14 protein-coding genes and 2 pseudogenes are annotated in these 15,917 nt (G+C 71.2%); 12 read left to right on the forward strand and 4 right to left on the reverse strand.

From position 1 onward, the window contains the following. Position 1: 1 nt before the first annotated feature. Positions 2-787, reverse strand: coding sequence for an exodeoxyribonuclease III (locus GKE56_RS13650; RefSeq protein ID WP_154684998.1), 786 nt, complete (start codon positions 785-787; stop codon positions 2-4). Between the two features lie 36 nt (positions 788-823). On the opposite strand from GKE56_RS13650, the gene GKE56_RS13655 reads away from it, so the two are divergent. From GKE56_RS13655 to GKE56_RS13675, 5 genes are all read left to right on the forward strand, one after another. Next, a complete protein-coding gene (locus GKE56_RS13655; RefSeq protein ID WP_154684999.1) occupies positions 824-1,591 on the forward strand; it encodes an SDR family oxidoreductase in 768 nt (255 codons plus the stop codon). A 51-nt stretch (positions 1,592-1,642) separates the two neighbouring features. Next, positions 1,643-2,200, forward strand: coding sequence for an orotate phosphoribosyltransferase (gene pyrE, locus GKE56_RS13660; RefSeq protein WP_154685805.1), 558 nt, complete (start codon positions 1,643-1,645; stop codon positions 2,198-2,200). A gap of 63 nt (positions 2,201-2,263) precedes the next feature. After that, on the forward strand, positions 2,264-2,845 hold the full coding sequence (locus GKE56_RS13665) for a LemA family protein (protein ID WP_154685000.1): 582 nt from the start codon (positions 2,264-2,266) through the stop codon (positions 2,843-2,845). A gap of 47 nt (positions 2,846-2,892) precedes the next feature. Further along, positions 2,893-3,747 (forward strand): ABC transporter ATP-binding protein, encoded by an 855-nt coding sequence (locus GKE56_RS13670; protein WP_154685001.1) that lies wholly within the window; start codon positions 2,893-2,895, stop codon positions 3,745-3,747. Continuing rightward, complete coding sequence (locus GKE56_RS13675; RefSeq protein ID WP_154685002.1) at positions 3,744-4,541, forward strand: ABC transporter permease; 798 nt, start codon at positions 3,744-3,746, stop codon at positions 4,539-4,541. The genes GKE56_RS13670 and GKE56_RS13675 overlap by 4 nt, the downstream gene beginning before the upstream one ends. 45 nt (positions 4,542-4,586) lie before the next feature. Here GKE56_RS13675 and GKE56_RS13680 read toward each other — a convergent pair whose 3' ends face one another. Next, a complete protein-coding gene (locus tag GKE56_RS13680) occupies positions 4,587-5,270 on the reverse strand; it encodes a DedA family protein (RefSeq protein ID WP_154685806.1) in 684 nt (227 codons plus the stop codon). Between the two features lie 86 nt (positions 5,271-5,356). On the opposite strand from GKE56_RS13680, the gene GKE56_RS13685 reads away from it, so the two are divergent. From GKE56_RS13685 to GKE56_RS13705, 5 genes and pseudogenes are all read left to right on the forward strand, one after another. Beyond that, positions 5,357-6,019 carry a TrmH family RNA methyltransferase gene (locus GKE56_RS13685; RefSeq protein ID WP_230208977.1) on the forward strand — a complete coding sequence of 221 codons (663 nt, stop codon included), beginning with the start codon at positions 5,357-5,359 and terminating at the stop codon, positions 6,017-6,019. Between the two features lie 49 nt (positions 6,020-6,068). Further along, positions 6,069-6,857 carry a GNAT family N-acetyltransferase gene (locus GKE56_RS13690; RefSeq protein WP_154685004.1) on the forward strand — a complete coding sequence of 263 codons (789 nt, stop codon included), beginning with the start codon at positions 6,069-6,071 and terminating at the stop codon, positions 6,855-6,857. A 75-nt stretch (positions 6,858-6,932) separates the two neighbouring features. After that, positions 6,933-7,958 carry a class II fructose-bisphosphate aldolase gene (fbaA, locus tag GKE56_RS13695; RefSeq protein ID WP_154685005.1) on the forward strand — a complete coding sequence of 342 codons (1,026 nt, stop codon included), beginning with the start codon at positions 6,933-6,935 and terminating at the stop codon, positions 7,956-7,958. Further along, positions 7,955-8,359 carry a DUF3151 domain-containing protein gene (locus tag GKE56_RS13700; RefSeq protein WP_154685006.1) on the forward strand — a complete coding sequence of 135 codons (405 nt, stop codon included), beginning with the start codon at positions 7,955-7,957 and terminating at the stop codon, positions 8,357-8,359. Before fbaA ends, GKE56_RS13700 begins: the two co-directional genes overlap by 4 nt. A gap of 300 nt (positions 8,360-8,659) precedes the next feature. After that, a pseudogene (locus tag GKE56_RS13705) lies at positions 8,660-9,962 on the forward strand (adenylosuccinate synthase). A 15-nt stretch (positions 9,963-9,977) separates the two neighbouring features. Here the strand turns inward: GKE56_RS13705 and GKE56_RS13710 are convergent. Continuing rightward, positions 9,978-12,212 carry an AAA family ATPase gene (locus GKE56_RS13710; RefSeq protein ID WP_230208978.1) on the reverse strand — a complete coding sequence of 745 codons (2,235 nt, stop codon included), beginning with the start codon at positions 12,210-12,212 and terminating at the stop codon, positions 9,978-9,980. Positions 12,213-12,434: 222 nt separating this feature from the next. On the opposite strand from GKE56_RS13710, the gene GKE56_RS13715 reads away from it, so the two are divergent. After that, positions 12,435-13,142, forward strand: a complete 708-nt coding sequence (locus GKE56_RS13715; RefSeq protein ID WP_154685008.1) for a GNAT family N-acetyltransferase — start codon at positions 12,435-12,437, stop codon at positions 13,140-13,142. A gap of 171 nt (positions 13,143-13,313) precedes the next feature. Here the strand turns inward: GKE56_RS13715 and GKE56_RS13720 are convergent, their stop codons facing one another. Continuing rightward, entirely contained in the window at positions 13,314-14,312 is a 999-nt protein-coding gene (locus tag GKE56_RS13720; RefSeq protein WP_195908128.1) for a helix-turn-helix transcriptional regulator, read from the reverse strand. 297 nt (positions 14,313-14,609) lie between these two features. Between GKE56_RS13720 and purD the strand changes: the two are divergent. Beyond that, positions 14,610-15,894 (forward strand): annotated as a pseudogene (gene purD, locus GKE56_RS13725) (phosphoribosylamine--glycine ligase). Positions 15,895-15,917 lie beyond the last annotated feature (23 nt).

The following is a 15,917-nucleotide window of genomic DNA, read 5'->3' on the forward strand; positions in this document are numbered from 1 at the left end:
CTCAGTCCTCCAGCTGTACGACGACGGGCGCGTGGTCGGAGGCGCCTTGGCCCTTGCGTTCCTCGCGGTCGATGGCCGCCCCGGTCACCCGCGCGGCGAACGGCGGGGAGCCGAGGATGAAGTCGATCCGCATGCCGCGCCGCTTCTGGAAGGCGAGTCGCGTGTAGTCCCAGTACGTGTACGTGCCCGGCCCCGGTGTGTGGGGCCGCACGACGTCGACGAACCCGGTGTCGACGATCGCCTGGAAGGCCGCACGCTCCGGCGGCGACACGTGGCTCTTGTCGAGGTAGTACTCCATCGACCAGACGTCCTCGTCCTGCGGCGCGATGTTCCAGTCGCCCATGATCGCGGCCGGCTGCCCGCTCGCCACCCACTGCTCGGCGTGGTTGCGCAGCTCCGCGAGCCAGGAGAGCTTGTAGGCCATGTGGGGGTCGCCGATGTGGCGTCCGTTCGGCACGTAGACCGACGTGATCCGTATGCCGGCGCACGTGGCGGTGAGCGCGCGCGCCTCGACGACCGGCGGCTCACCCCAGGCTGGGGCCTGGGCGAACGACGCCTCCGCGTCGGCCAGGCCCACCCGCGACAGGATCGCGACGCCGTTCCAGTGGTTCAGCCCGTGGTGGGCGACCTCGTACCCGAGGGCCCGAAGTCGCTCGAACGGGAACTGCGCATCCGTGGCCTTGGTCTCCTGGATGGCGAGGATGTCGACGTCGCTGCGCTGCAGCCAGGCCTCCAGGCGGTCGATGCGGGAACGGATGGAGTTGACGTTCCAGGTCGCAATACGCACCGGGCAAGCCTAGGGGGCCGCCCTTACAGTGGGCGCATGAGCACTGCCCTCGTCACTGGCGCCACCGCCGGCATCGGCCTGTCCTTCGCCCACCAGCTCGCCGAACGTGGTCACGACCTCGTGCTCGTCGCGCGCGACCGCGTGCGGCTCGAGAACGTCTCCGACGAGCTCCAGGCCACGTACGGCGTCTCGACCGAGATTCTCGTCGCCGACCTGACCGACCGGGCGGACACCGGCAAGGTGGCCGAGCGGGTGGCGGACCAGGCGCGGCCGGTCGACCTGCTGGTCAACAACGCCGGGTACTCCCTCAAGAAGCGTTTCCTCGACAACGACATCGCCGAGGAAGAGGCAGTCTTCGACGTGCTGTGCCGCGCGGTGCTCGTCCTGTCGCACGCCGCCGCCAACGCGATGCGCCACCGCGGCCACGGAGGCATCATCAACGTGTCGTCGGTTGCCTCCTTCATCACCGCGGGCCCGTACTCCGCCGAGAAGTCGTTCGTCACCGTCTTCACCGAAAGCCTGTCCAGTGAGCTCGCAGGCACCGGCGTGACGGCCACCGCGTTGTGCCCGGGGTTCACCCGCACCGAGTTCCACGACCGCGCAGGTCTCAACATGTCGCGGCTGCCGGGATTCGTGTGGCTCAACTCCGACCGGCTGGTCCGCGACTGCCTTGCGGACGTGGCCAAGGGCAAGGTCGTGTCCGTACCGGGCGCTCAGTACAAGCTGGTCGTCGCGGCCCTGCGCGTGCTCCCCAGGTCCGTGGTGCGCAAGCGGGCGCGCACCGTCCACCGCCCCAAGGGCTGAGCCACGGCATACGCACCGCGGGCTCGTCTAGGCTGACCGACCGTGACTGACATCGCGACTGAAACCGCCGCCGCCCGCGCCCGACTGCTCGAGATCGTCAAGGACAAGGCCATCGTGCACGGCCGGGTGACGCTGTCCTCAGGTCGCGAGGCCGACTACTACGTCGACCTGCGCCGCATCACCCTCGACGGTGAGGCCGCGCCCCTGGTCGGGGTGGTCATGCGCGACCTGGTCAAGGACCTCGAGTTCGATGCCGTCGGCGGGCTCACCCTGGGGGCCGACCCCGTGGCGACGGCGATCCTGCACGCGAGTGCCGCAGCCGGTGGGCGCACCGACGCGTTCGTGGTCCGCAAGGCTGGCAAGGCCCACGGGCTGCAGCAGCGCATCGAGGGCCCCTCGATCGCCGGGCGCCGCGTCGTGGTCGTGGAGGACACCTCGACGACCGGGGCCTCTCCCCTCGAGGCCGCCAACGCCGCCCGCGAGGCCGGCGCCGAGGTCGTAGCCGTGGCCACCATCGCCGACCGGGCGACGGGCGCTGCCGAGAAGTTCGCGGAGGCGGGATTCGAGTACCGCTTCGTCTACGGTCTCGACGAGCTCGGCCTCGCCTGACCCGACGCGACTAGGATCGGCGGCACCGACAGCGACAGGACCGACAACGACAGGGGGAGTCCCATGATCGCGTGGATCGTCATCGGCGCGGTGGTCGTGCTGCTCGTGCTCTGGGCCGTGGGGGTCTACAACGGCCTGATCCGGCTGCGCAACCTCGTCCAGGAGGCCTGGCGGCAGATCGATGTCGAGCTGAAGCGCCGCCACGACCTCATCGGCAACCTCGTCGAGACGGTCAAGGGCTACGCCGCCCACGAGCGCGGCACCCTCGAGGACGTCATGAAGGCCCGCTCGGCGGCCATGGCTGGTGGCCAGAGCCCCGCCCAGCAGGCCCAGAGTGAGGGGCTGCTCTCGGCCGCACTCGGTCGCCTGATCGCCGTGGCCGAGGCGTACCCCGACCTCAAGGCGAACCAGAACTTCCTGGCCCTGCAGGGCGAGCTCACCTCGACCGAGGACCGGATCGCCTCGGCCCGCCGGTACTACAACGCCACTGTGCGCGAGCTCAACACTCGGGTCGAGACCGTGCCGTCGAACGTCGTGGCCTCCCTGTTCCACGTAGGGCGCGCCGAGTACTTCGAGACCGAGGGCGAGGAGCGCGAGCCGGTGAAGGTCGACTTCACCCCTCAGGGCGGACCGCCGCGGGCCTGAGCCCCGCGGCATACGGTCGCCGAAGGGTGGCGCGAGGAGGTGGGTCCGTGGACGCCCCGATCAGCGTGACCGGGCTGCGCAAGACGTATGCCGGGCGGCCGGCGGTGGACGGGCTCGACCTGCAGATCGAGCCGGGCGAGATCTTCGCCCTGCTCGGCCCCAACGGTGCGGGCAAGACGACCACCGTCGAGATCCTCGAGGGCTTCCGTCGGCGTGACGCCGGCACCGTCAGCGTGCTCGGACGCGACCCCGACGACGGGGGTCTCGACTGGCGCAACCGGATCGGCATCGTGCTCCAGACCTCGACCGGCCTCGACCTCATCACGCCCCGTGAGGCGCTCGCGAGCACGGCGAAGGTCTACCGCACCCCGCGCGACGTCGACGAGGTCCTCGCGGCGATCGGCCTGCGCGACAAGGCCGACGACCGGGTCGGGAAGCTCAGCGGCGGGCAACGCCGCCGCCTCGACGTGGGGCTGGGCATCATCGGGGCGCCCGAGCTGCTGTTCCTCGACGAGCCGACCACCGGCTTCGACCCCCAGGCCAGGCGTGACTTCTGGGACCTCATCCGCGGCCTGGCCGACGGGGGCACCACGATGCTGCTGACGACCCACTACCTCGACGAGGCCGAACATCTCGCCGACCGGGTCGGCGTGATCGCGGCCGGGAGCATGCTCGCCGTGGACACCCCCGCCAACCTGGGCGGGCGCGCGTCGTCGGAGGCGACGGTGAGCTGGGAGGACGGGGCCGGCATCCGCCACACCGAGCGGACGACGTCGCCCACCCGGCTGGTCGCCACGCTGGCTGCGCAGCTGGGTGGTGAGGTCCCCAAGCTCACCGTCACCAGGCCGTCGCTGGAGGACACCTACCTCGCCCTCATCGCCCCGCACGAGGTCGTCGCGTGAACGTCGTCGCGATCGGCTGGGACCGGACCCGCCTGGAGCTGAAGATGTACTTCCGCGAGAAGGAGGCGGTGTTCTTCTCGTTCGTCTTCCCCATCCTCATGCTGGCGATGTTCGCCACCATCTTCGGCAACTCCTTCACGGACTCACGCGACGTCAACGCCGCGCGGTTCTTCCTGCCCGGGATGACCGCGGCGGGCGTCATGCTGACGAGCTTCCAGTCGATGGCGCTGAGCGTGTCCGCCGAGCGCGACGACGGCACCCTCAAGCGCCTACGCGCCACCCCGATGCCGCCGCTGTCCTACTTCCTCGGCAAGGTCGGGCTGGTCGCGATCACCTCGCTCGCACAGTTCGCCCTGCTGGTCGGGCTGGCCGCGGCGGCGTTCGGGGTGCACCTGCCGTCCGACGGCGCGCACTGGCTGCGCTTCGCGTGGGTGTTCCTGCTGGGCGTCGCGACCGGCACCGTGCTGGGGATCGCCTACTCCTCGCTGGCGTCGTCGGCGCGCTCAGCGGGGGCCATCGTCATCGCGCCCATGCTGATCCTGCAGTTCATCTCCGGGGTCTACTTCGCGTTCCGGGACCTGCCGGTGTGGCTCAAGCAGGTCGCCTCGGTGTTCCCGCTCAAGTGGATCGCCCAGGGCATGCGCTCGGTGTTCTATCCAGACGACTGGCGCACCCAGGAGATGGCTCGGGCGTGGGAACCGGGGCGCACGGCGCTGGTCCTCGGGGCCTGGTGCCTGGCTGGGCTCGTGCTGTGCGCGACGACGTTCCGCTGGACCCGACGCGGCACGACCTGACCCGCGCTCCCGCCCGGCGCGTGGCTGCGCGCGCGAGGAGCGGGGCTACGCCCGCCCGTCGCCGACCTCTTCGGGGGCGGGGCGCTCGTCCGCGAGGGTCTCAGCCTCGGACCCGGACCGCCGGGCACGGACGACCTCGACGACCATCGGCACCAGGGACAGCAGGACGATGCCCAGGATCGCCAGCTCGAGGTGGTCCTTCAGGGCGGGGAAGGACTTGCCGAGGAAGTACCCCAGCAGGGTGACGGCCCACACCCAGCCGACGGCGCCGACGGCACTCCAGACGAGGAAGTGCCGACGGTCCATCCGGCTCACGCCGGCGACCAGGGTGATGAAGGTGCGCACGACGGGCACGAACCGGCCGATCACCAGGGCCTTGGCGCCGTGCTTCTCGAAGAAGGCGTGGCTCTGGTCGAAGTACTTCTTCTTGAGCACGCGGCCGTCGCGCTGATAGAGCGGCGTGCCGACCGCCCGCCCGATCTCGTAGCCGACGACGTTGCCCGCGAAGGCGGCGATGCTCAGCAGCACCATGGCGAGCACGAGGTTCATGCTGAAGTCACCGGTGCTGATGAACAGCCCGATCGCGAACAACAGCGAGTCGCCGGGCAGCAGCGGGAACAGCAGCCCGCACTCCACGAAGACGATCGCGGCAGCGACCCAGAAGAACTGGCTGCCGAAGTGGGTCAGGAGCCACTGAGGGTCCATCCAGTTGGTGCTCAGGGAGTGCATCACCCACCCAGCGTATGCCGTGTGGGTCCGCTCGGCCTGAGCGGCGCCTGAGGGCGCGCTGTCGAGGCCGCCGTAGGGTGACCGTCGTGAACGAGCAGGTCGGCGTGGGTCCTTGGCCGGGAAACGGGCAGCCGAGTGGGCAGGGGGACTGGCCGGTCGGTGACCACTGGGACCCCGAGCTGCTGCGCGACGGCGACCGCCGCAACGTCGTGGACCGGTACCGGTACTGGCGCCACGAGGCGATCGTCGCCGACCTCGACACCCGGCGACACGACTTCCACGTCGCGGTGGAGAACTGGGGCCACGACTTCAACATCGGCTCGGTGATCCGCACCGCCAACGCCTTCAACGCCAAGGCCTTCCACATCGTCGGCAAGCGCCGGTGGAACCGTCGCGGTGCGATGGTGACTGACCGCTACCAGCACGAGCACCACCACGCCGAGGTGGCCGACCTCGTCGCCTGGGCGGCCTCCGCGGGAAGGGAGGGCCACGGCATACCGCTCATCGGGATCGACAACCTGCCGGGCTCGCGCCCGCTGGAGACCTACGACCTGCCCCGCGAGTGCGTCCTGGTGTTCGGCCAGGAGGGGCCGGGGCTGTCCGAGGACATGCGCGCAGCCTGCGACGTCGTGCTCCACATCGAGCAGTTCGGGTCGACCCGCTCGATCAACGCAGGTGCCGCGGCCGCGGTGGCGATGCACGCGTGGGTGCGCCGGCACGTGTTCGGCCAGTCGGTCGGCTCCGGCTGACCGCGGTAATCCGGTGGACGCCGAGCGCTGCGTCGGGTCCAATCGCCCCGTGACCCCTGACGAGCTCCTTGCCACGTTCCACGCCCAGATCCGGCTTGCCGACCGCGACGCCGAGACCGGGCACGTGGTCGAGCGCGACGGGCTCGTGCACCGGAACTACCCGCGTGACCCCGCCGAGCGCGGCGCGATGATCGAGTCGCCAGAGGGTCTCGGTGACGACCCGGGTGCGGTCATCGCGGCGCAGCGGACCTTCTTCGCCGAGCGGGGGCAGAGCGTCGAGTGGAAGACGTACTCCTACGACGAGCCGGCCGATCTCCCGGCCCGGCTTGCGGCGGCCGGGTTCGAGGCGGAGGAGGTGGAGGCGCTGATCCTCGGGGAGCTCGAGGTGCTCGCCGACCTCGCCGAGTCGGTGCCCGACGGCCTGCGGCTGCGCGCCATCGTCGCCGACGACCTGCCGCGCGTGGCGCAGTTCCAGGACAGCATCTGGGGTGCTGGCAGCTCGTGGGTCACCGGCAAGCACTTCGGTGAGCTCGCCGCCGACCCCGACCACATGCAGGGGTGCCTCGTCGAGCGCGTGGACGACGGCGTGGTGGTGACGGCGAGCTGGGTGCGGCTCACCCCGGAGACGCAGTTCTGCGGCCTCTGGGGCGGCTCGACCCTCGAGTCCTACCGCAGGCGAGGGCTCTACCGGGCCAGCGTCGGGTACCGCGCGCGCCTGGCGCTCGCCCGCGGCGCGAGGTACGTGCGGGTCGACGCGTCGCCGAACTCCCGGCCGATCCTGCAGCGGCTCGGGCTGCACCAGGTGGCCACGACGACTCCTTTCGTCCTGACGCCCTGAGACGTGGGTGTCCACGGACGCGACGGGCATGGAAGGATCGGCGGCGACGCCACGGACCAGTCGAAGGAGACTTCCATGCCCATCGCCACCCCTGAGGTGTATGCCGACATGCTCGATCGCGCGAAGGCTGGCTCCTTCGCGTACCCGGCCATCAACGTCTCGTCCTCCCAGACGCTCAACGCCGCGATCCGGGGGTTCGCCGAGGCCGGTAGCGACGGCATCGTCCAGGTCTCCACGGGTGGGGCCGAGTACCTCTCCGGCCCGACCGTGAAGGACATGGTCTCGGGGTCGCTGGCCCTCGCGGCATACGCCCACGAGGTGGCCAAGAAGTACGACGTGAACATCGCCCTGCACACCGACCACTGCCCCAAGGACAAGCTCGACGGTTTCGTCCGGCCGCTGCTCGCGGCGAGCACCGAGCGGGTGAAGGCCGGTGGGACGCCGTGGTTCCAGTCGCACATGTGGGACGGCTCGGCGGTGCCGCTGGAGGAGAACCTCGTCATCGCGCGCGAACTGCTCGAGGCCTGTCAGGCGGCGCGGGTGGTCCTCGAGATCGAGGTCGGGGTCGTCGGCGGCGAGGAGGACGGCGTCGAGGGCAAGATCGACGAGAAGCTCTACTCCACCCCGCAGGACGCCATCGCCACCGCGCGGGCGCTCGGCACGGGCGAGCACGGGTACTACCTGACCGCCCTGACCTTCGGGAACGTCCACGGCGTCTACAAGCCCGGCAACGTCAAGCTGCGCCCCGAGATCCTCAAGGCCGCGCAGGACGCGGTGCACCAGGAGTTCGCGACGCCCGACGACAAGCCGTTCCACCTCGTCTTCCACGGCGGGTCGGGTTCTGCGCCGGAGGAGATCGCGGCGGCCGTCGACTACGGGGTCGTGAAGATGAACGTCGACACCGACACCCAGTACGCCTTCACCCGTCCCGTGGCCGGCTTCATGCTGACCAACTACGACGGTGTCCTCAAGGTCGACGGCGAGGTCGGCAACAAGAAGGCCTACGACCCACGCGCCTGGGGCAAGGAGGCCGAGGCGGGCATGGCCGCCCGCGTGGTCGAGGCCTGCCAGAACCTGCGGTCGGCTGGCACCCACTCATGAGTGACAACCTGCTGGGCATTCCCGAGACACACCTGCCCGAGGACCCCGCCGCCGCACAGCTCGAGGCGGGCGTGGCCCCCGACCAGGTGGCCGCGGCATACCCGACGTCGTCGCTGGCCTGGGCCACGCTGGCCGAGGACGCCCTCGCCGACGGGCGCACGGTCGAGGGGTACGCCTATGCGCGCACCGGCTACCACCGCGCCCTGGACACCCTGCGCAAGAGCGGCTGGCGCGGCCAGGGTCCGGTGCCGTGGGAGCACGTGCCCAACCGTGGCTTCCTGCGTGCGCTCGCGGCGCTGTCGCAGGCGGCTGGGGCGATCGGCGAGACGCCCGAGCAGGAGCGGTGTGCGCAGTTCCTGCGTGACTCGTCGCCGACGGGTGCCAGCCAGCTCGGCTTCTGACCGACCGGGCCGGCGCGACGGCCGCAGTCCGCAGTTCGCCGAGGGACGGGCCGGGAGGTCCGTCCCCCGGCAACGCCCCCTGTGCGGGCACCCAGCCCGCCTGCGTCATCGGCGCAGCGTCCCGTGCCGTCTCGCAAATGACGTGGCCATTCTGCCCTGTCGGAACCACCCCGTCGAGGTGAGCGACACCGAGGCAGGTTGGTCGTGGGTCTCGCCAAGGACGCGACCGCGCTCGTCAGCGAGGGTGACCGGTAGCCTTCGGGGGTTCGGGAACACCGTGAAGAGGAGAGGTGCCGCCTTATGCCGGCAATCGTGCTCGTGGGCGCCCAGTGGGGCGACGAGGGCAAGGGCAAAGCCACCGACCTGATGGGTGGCGACGTCGACTACGTCGTCAAGTTCAACGGCGGCAACAACGCCGGCCACACCATCGTCATCGAGACCGACGGCAAGCGCGAGAAGTACGCGCTGCACCTGCTGCCCTCCGGCATCCTCACGCCGACCTGCACCCCCGTCATCGGGAACGGCGTCGTCATCGACCTCGCTGTCCTGTTCCAGGAGCTCGACGGCCTCGAGGCTCGCGGGGTCGACACCTCGCGCCTGCTCGTGAGTGCCAACGCCCACATCATCGCGCCCTACAACCGTGTGCTCGACAAGGTGACCGAGCGCTTCCTCGGCTCACGCAAGATCGGCACGACCGGCCGCGGCATCGGCCCGACGTACGCCGACAAGATGGCGCGCAACGGCATCCGCGTGCAGGACCTCTTCGATGAGAAGATCCTCCGCCAGAAGGTCGAGGCTGCGCTGGCGCTCAAGAACCAGGTCCTCGCCAAGATCTACAACCGCCGCGCGGTCGAGGTCGACGAGGTGATGGACGAGCTGCTCGGCTATGCCGAGCGGTTGCGTCCCATGGTCGCCGACACCTCTCTCGTGCTCGAGCGTGCGCTCAACGAGGGCAAGACGGTGCTGCTGGAGGCAGGGCAGGCGACGTTGCTGGACGTCGACCACGGCACCTACCCGTTCGTGACGTCCTCGAACGCCACCTCGGGCGGGGCGTGCACGGGTTCCGGCATCCCACCGACCCGGGTGTCCGGGGTCATCGCGATCCTCAAGGCGTACTCGACCCGGGTGGGCGAGGGGCCGTTCCCGACCGAGCTTGTTCGACGCGAACGGCGAGTTCCTGCGCAAGACGGGTGCGGAGTTCGGCACCACCACGGGCCGGCCGCGTCGGTGCGGCTGGGTCGACACCGTGGTCGGGCGCTATGCCACCCGGATCAACGGCGTCACCGACTTCGTGGTCACCAAGCTCGACGTGCTCACGGGCCTCGACACCGTGCCGGTCTGCGTCGCGTACGACGTCGACGGAGTGCGCCACGACGACATGCCGGTCAACCAGACGGACTTCCACCACGCCAAGCCGATCTACGAGGAGCTCCCCGGCTGGTGGGAGGACATCTCGAAGTGCCGCACGTTCGAGGAGCTCCCTGTCAACGCGCAGGCCTACGTGCTTCGCCTCGAGGAGCTCATCGGGGCGCGGGTCTCGGCGATCGGTGTCGGGCCCGGCCGCGACGAGATCATCAGCCGGCACTCCCTGCTCGGCGCCTGAGCGGTCAGGACGCGCTCAGGCTGGGCGCAGCACCGTCATGCGGTGGGCGGCGCGGGTGAGCGCGACGTAGAGGACGCGTACCCCACCGGGTGACTCCGCGGCGATCTCGTCGGGGTCCACGATGACGGTCGCGTCGTACTCCAGGCCCTTGGTCGACATCGGGTCGATGACCACGACGCGGTCGCTGAGCTCGGCCAGCGCGGTCAGGCCAGCGCCCTGACGCGCTGGAGCGACCACGGCGACCGAGCCCTCGACCTCGGTGAGCAGCGCCTCGACGGCCTCGGTCGCGACTGCCAGCCACTGACCCTCGCTCACGGTGAGGTCGGTCGGCTCGACGCCGGTCTCGCGAACGGCCTGCGGGATGTCGGCATCGGGCACCTGGGCGCGCACGACCGCTGCCGCGTAGTCGAAGATCTCACGGGCGTTGCGGTAGTTGGTGTCCATGTGGAACAGCCGCCGCTGCTGGGTGCCGAACGCCTCCTCGCGAGCGCGTCCGGCCTCCGCGGCATCCGGCCAGGAGGCCTGGGCGGCGTCGCCGACGACGGTCCACGACGAGTACCGGCCGCGCCGACCCAGCATCCGCCACTGCATGGGGGACAGGTCCTGCGCCTCGTCGACCAGGACGTGGGCGTACTCGCCGGGGGTCTCGACGTGGCCCGCGAGCAGGCGCTCGCGCGGGTCGAGCGGCGTGCGGGGCGAGCTCGACGACGTCCAGCGGGTTCCCTGACGGCCCGCGCGGACCTCGGTGACGCCGTACTCGGTGAGGTCCTCGAACTCCTCGATCTCGTAGAACCCGCGCTCCTCGGAGGGTCCCTCCTGGACGGGGCCGAGCCGGGCCGCGAGGTCGTCGACGAGGGCGGCGTCGGCGACGGACCAGGTGCCGGCCGCCAGGGCCGCGCGGATCGACTCCGACAGAGCGTCGCACTGGTCCGGTGACAGGACCCCGTGGCCGTAGCGGCGGGTGCGCTCGGCGTCGGCGAGCCACAGCAGGACCTCGCGCGGGTCGACCTGGGGCCACCAGCGCTGCAGGAACGCGTCGACCTCGAGGTGGTCGTCGAACCGGTCCATGAACTCGGCCCGGTCGCCGTCGCGCACGCTCGCCCACGCCGCCTCGGCCAGGGCTTGTTGCACGGCCTTGGCGGCGAGGTTGCGTTGGTGGTTGCGCAGGACCTGCGCCCGGATGCGGTCGAGCGCCGGCCGGTCGACGCGCACGGCCTGGCCGCCGACGAAGGCGCGGAACTGCTCGGGCGCGTCCGGCGGAGCGTCGGCGGCGGCCCGGGCCAGCAGCCTCCGGATCGTGACGGAACCCTTGATGGCGGCCACCGCGGGGGTGTCGAGCCGGTTGGCCGTGACCCCGTCGATCACGTCGCCGAGCGAGCGCAGGGTCACCGACTCCTCACCGAGCGAGGGCAGCACCCGCTCGATGTATGCCGTGTAGGCCGCGGAGGGACCGACGACGAGGATCCCGCCGGACTCGAAGCGTCGCCGGTCGGAGTAGAGGAGGTAGGCCGCCCGATGCAGCGCGACGACCGTCTTGCCGGTGCCGGGGCCGCCCGTGATCTCGGTGATGCCTCTGGCGGAGGCGCGGATCGCCTCGTCCTGGTGGCGCTGGATCGTCGCGACGATGTCGCGCATCCGGGCGCCGCGGCTGCGGGTGAGGGCGGCGAGCAGGGCGCCGTCGCCGACGACCACGAGGTCCTCGGGCGCCTCGGCGACCATGAGGTCGTCCTCGACGCCGACGACGTCGGATCCCTTGCAGCGCAGCACCCGGCGCCGCAGGACGCCCATGGGCTCCACGGGAGTCGCCCGGTAGAAGGCGGCGGCGGCCGGCGCGCGCCAGTCGACGACGAGCGGCTCGTAGTCGTCGTCGCGCACGCCGAGACGCCCGATGTAGCGGACCTCGCGGCCGGCCGCTGAGGTCGAGGGGGCCTGCCCGCTGGTCAGGGCGTGGTCGAGGTCGAGGCGCCCGAAGACGAGTCCTTCGTACTGGGTGTCGAGGGTCGAGCGTCGCCGGGCGGCGTTGAACACCAGCGCATCGCGCTCGAAGAGGCCGGTGAGCTCTTCGTCGCGCACGTCGCCGGTGCGGTCCGTGCGACCCCGGGCCAACCCGTCGGCCTCGATGAGACCAGCGCGGGTCTGCGCCTTGGCGAGCTCGGCGTAGACAAGGTCGACGTGAGACTGCTCGATGGCGATCTCGCGGGCGACCTCGGCGCTGGTCGCCTTCGTGGTCGGGTGGTCCTGACCGGTCACTGTGGTCTTCCTGTTGGCCCTGCGGGAACGCACGAGTCTAGCGACCGGATTCGGTCCATTCGCGCCCATCCCCCGCATCCGGCATACGGCGCGGGTTTTGCGCCATCTGGCTGACGTGAGCGGGTCCGGCGGTCCACCATCGCAGCATGGAGACGAGTGACCTTCGGGTCGCGATGGTCGAGGACCATTTCGTGCGCACCTTCGGGGCCATCGACAGCCCGCTTGTTCACCAGGCTGCCCGACCCGGACGTGTTCGCCTACGTGTCCGACCTGCCGCTGCCGATCTTCAGTGGCGCGATCGCACCGCGCTTCGCGCCGGGGACGGAGCTGCGACGGGCCGGTGAGCTGCTCGAGGCACTGCTCGCGAACGGTCAGCCGTTCCAGTGGTGGTCAGGCGCCCTGACGCGTTCGGTGCAGGTCGAGGAGCTGCTCGCGGCTCGGGGTCTGGTGACCGAGGGGCTGACCCCGGGCATGCACGCCGATCTCGCCGCAGTCGACCTCCCCGACCAGGACGGCCCGGTCAGCGTCGAGGTCTGCTCCACCGACGAGGAGTGGTTGGAGGCGAACCGGGTCTTCACGGAGGCGTTCGAGATCCCCGCCGAGTTCGCCGAGGTGTTCGTCGCGGTGTGGCGAGCCGTGCCGGGTTCGCTCCAGCTCGTGGCGAGGGTGGGTGGCGTTCCGGTCGGGGCCGCCGCCGGTGTCGCCCTCGACGGCGTCATGGGCGTCTACAACGTGGGCACCCTCGAGGCGGCCCGACGCCAGGGTGTCGGGCGCGCGACGACCGCGGCGTTGATGCGGATGGGGCGCGAGGCCGGCTGCCACAGCGCGATCCTCCACGCGAGCGAGCTGGGCTACCCGGTCTACGAAGGGCTCGGGTTCGAGCACGTCACCGACATCAGCCAGTACGTCTGGCTCCCCACCGCGACCTGACCCACCTGCACAGCCCGCGGCTCACCCCTGGGCGTCTCTGCAGCAAGCTCTGCTTGCAGACCTTGCTGCAGTCGGGACATGGAGCAACCTGTGCTCGCGGCAGGAACCTACGCAAGCAGAGGGTCCTGCCGCGATGGTTCGGGGCGGCCCGTGGCAGGTATGCCGCGTGGCTCAGACGAGGCCGCGGCGGGCGGCCTGCACCCCCGCCTGGAACCGGGTGCCGGCGCCCACCTGGTCCATGAGCGCGCGCACCCGACGCTCGACGGTGCGCTGCGACACCCCCGTCTGCCGGGCGATGGTCGCGTCGGTGGCCCCGGCCGCGAGCAGGCCGAGGATGGTCTGGTCGCGGCGGTCGGAGGCCGTACGACCCGCCCGGTGCAAGGGTGATCCGAGGTTCCAGAGGTGGTCGTAGAGCGCGATGAGAGCGATGACCAGCGAGCGTGACCGGACCAGCGCGGATCCGAACCCCGCCGGGTCGAAGGCGCTGACGTCCACCACCGCTGCGGTGTCGTCGACGATGACCGCCGAGAACGGCACGGCTGTGGTGAAGCGGAACCGCTCGCCGCCGCGCTCGCGCGCCTCGAGCACCCGGAGCGCCCCCTCGAGCTCGAGGACCTGGGTGTCGTAGACCGTCGTCATCGTGAGGATGGCACCGCCCGCGCCCCGGGTGGGTTCCTCGTGGCTGTGCTGGGGGCTGTCGAAGATGGCCCGGGTCCGCGGCGACAGGGACCGAAAGGTGCGGACGGACTCCTTGCCGGAGGCGATCATCTCTGCGGTCACCGGCCCGATCTCGTCGAAGGAGCCGAGGATCCGGATGGCGCCCGTGTCCGGGACGGCCGAGGCACTCCGGGCCTGGAAGTACACCTGGGCGAGCTCGTGCGCGGCCGAGCGGGCCTGGCGGGCCCGGCGTTCGAACGCCGAGGCGAGCACCGGCAGGGAGATGTCAGGCGAGATGACGTCGATCGCGCCGCCGGGGCCCAACCGGACAAGGCCCTGAGCGGCCAGCATCTCCAGGGCGCGGTCCACGACCTCGGCGTGCATCCCCTGCGCGATGAGCAGGGATCTGGATGGTTCCGGGTGCTGCACGGCGGCGAGGTAGGCGCGCGTGAGGAGGGCCTCGGTCTCGGGGTCGACGCCCTCTATGGGGAGTCGTCCCTCGGGTTCGGGCATCTCCCGACTTCTCTCTGTGGAGCGGGTCGAACCGTCTGGGGATCGGCGTCCGACTGGGCCCATCGTGGCGCGTTGGCGAATCCCCGTCAATGACGCACTTCCGCCACGTCGGGGCTTTACCGTGGGGGCCCTCATGGTCCACTCTTGAGCCAGTCGACCTAGTCGACCCGCGTGCTGTGTCGCAGGTTCCCCCGCCAGGCGACCGCACGTCGGCCGCGCGGCGTCCCCGGGAGATGTCCCCCCTGCCTCCCCGGGACGCCGCGCACTCGTCTCAGCCCGAGTGAATACCCTGATCCCGTGAAGATTCTCGTCGTCGGGTCAGGCGCCCGCGAGCACGCCCTCGTCAAGTCCCTCGCCGCGGATGCCCAGGTGGACGCCGTCATCGCCGCCCCGGGCAACCCGGGGATGGACGCCATCGCGCTCTGCGAGACCCTCCCGGCGGGCCCCCTCGACGGGGCCGGGATCGTCGAGCTGGCGCAGCGCCACGGCGTCGACCTCGTGGTGATCGGGCCCGAGGCCCCTCTCGTCGCGGGGGTGGCCGACGCGGTGCGCGCGGCCGGCGTGCCGGTGTTCGGGCCCTCGGCCGCGGCCGCCCGGCTCGAGGGCAGCAAGGCCTTTGCCAAGGAGGTCATGGCAGCCGCCGACGTGCCCACCGCCATGGCCCATGTCTGCACGACCATCGAGCAGGTCGCCTCGGCCCTCGACGCGCTGGGCGCTCCGCACGTGGTCAAGGATGACGGGCTGGCCGCTGGCAAGGGGGTCGTCGTGACCGAGGACCGCGACGAGGCCCTCGAGCATGCGCGCGCCTGTCTGGCCAAGGAGGGCAGCCGCGTCGTCGTCGAGGAGTTCCTCGACGGCCCTGAGATCTCGCTTGTTCTGCGTCTGTGACGGCACGACCGTGGTGCCACTCGCTCCGGCCCAGGACTTCAAACGGGTGGGTGACGGCGATGTCGGCCCCAACACCGGTGGCATGGGCGCGTACTCGCCGCTCGACTGGGCCCCCGCCTCGCTGGTCGACGAGCTGGTCGTGCGCGTCGCCCAGCCGACGGTCGACGAGATGCGGCGCCGGGGCACGCCGTTCGTCGGGCTCCTCTTCATCGGCCTCGCGGTCACCGCTCGGGGCCCCCGGGTCATCGAGTTCAACGCCCGCTTCGGCGACCCCGAGACCCAGGTGGTCCTGGCCCGTCTCAAGTCGCCCCTCGGCGCGCTGCTGCTCGCCGCCGCGACCGGCACGCTCGACCAGGTGGACGCCCTGCGGTGGTCCAGCCAGCACGCGGTCACGGTGGTGGTGGCCTCGGCCAACTACCCCGGCACGCCGCGCACCGGTGACCCGATCACCGGGGTCGACGAAGCGACCGACGTGCCCACGGCATACGTGCTCCACGCGGGCACGGCCCGCGACCCCGACGGCACCCTCGTGTCGGCGGGCGGTCGCGTGCTCTCGGTGGTGGCTCTCGGCGACAGCCTCACCCAGGCACGGGAACGCGTCTACGAGGCCGTCGACCACATCGGTCTCGAGGGCGCGCACCATCGCTCGGACATCGCCCTGGCCGCCCAACAGGACGAGCTGCACGTCGGTTAGGCCGCGTCGAGCCGACACCACCC

It is taken from the genome of Nostocoides sp. HKS02 (assembly GCF_009707485.1).
GTDB lineage: Bacteria > Actinomycetota > Actinomycetes > Actinomycetales > Dermatophilaceae > Pedococcus.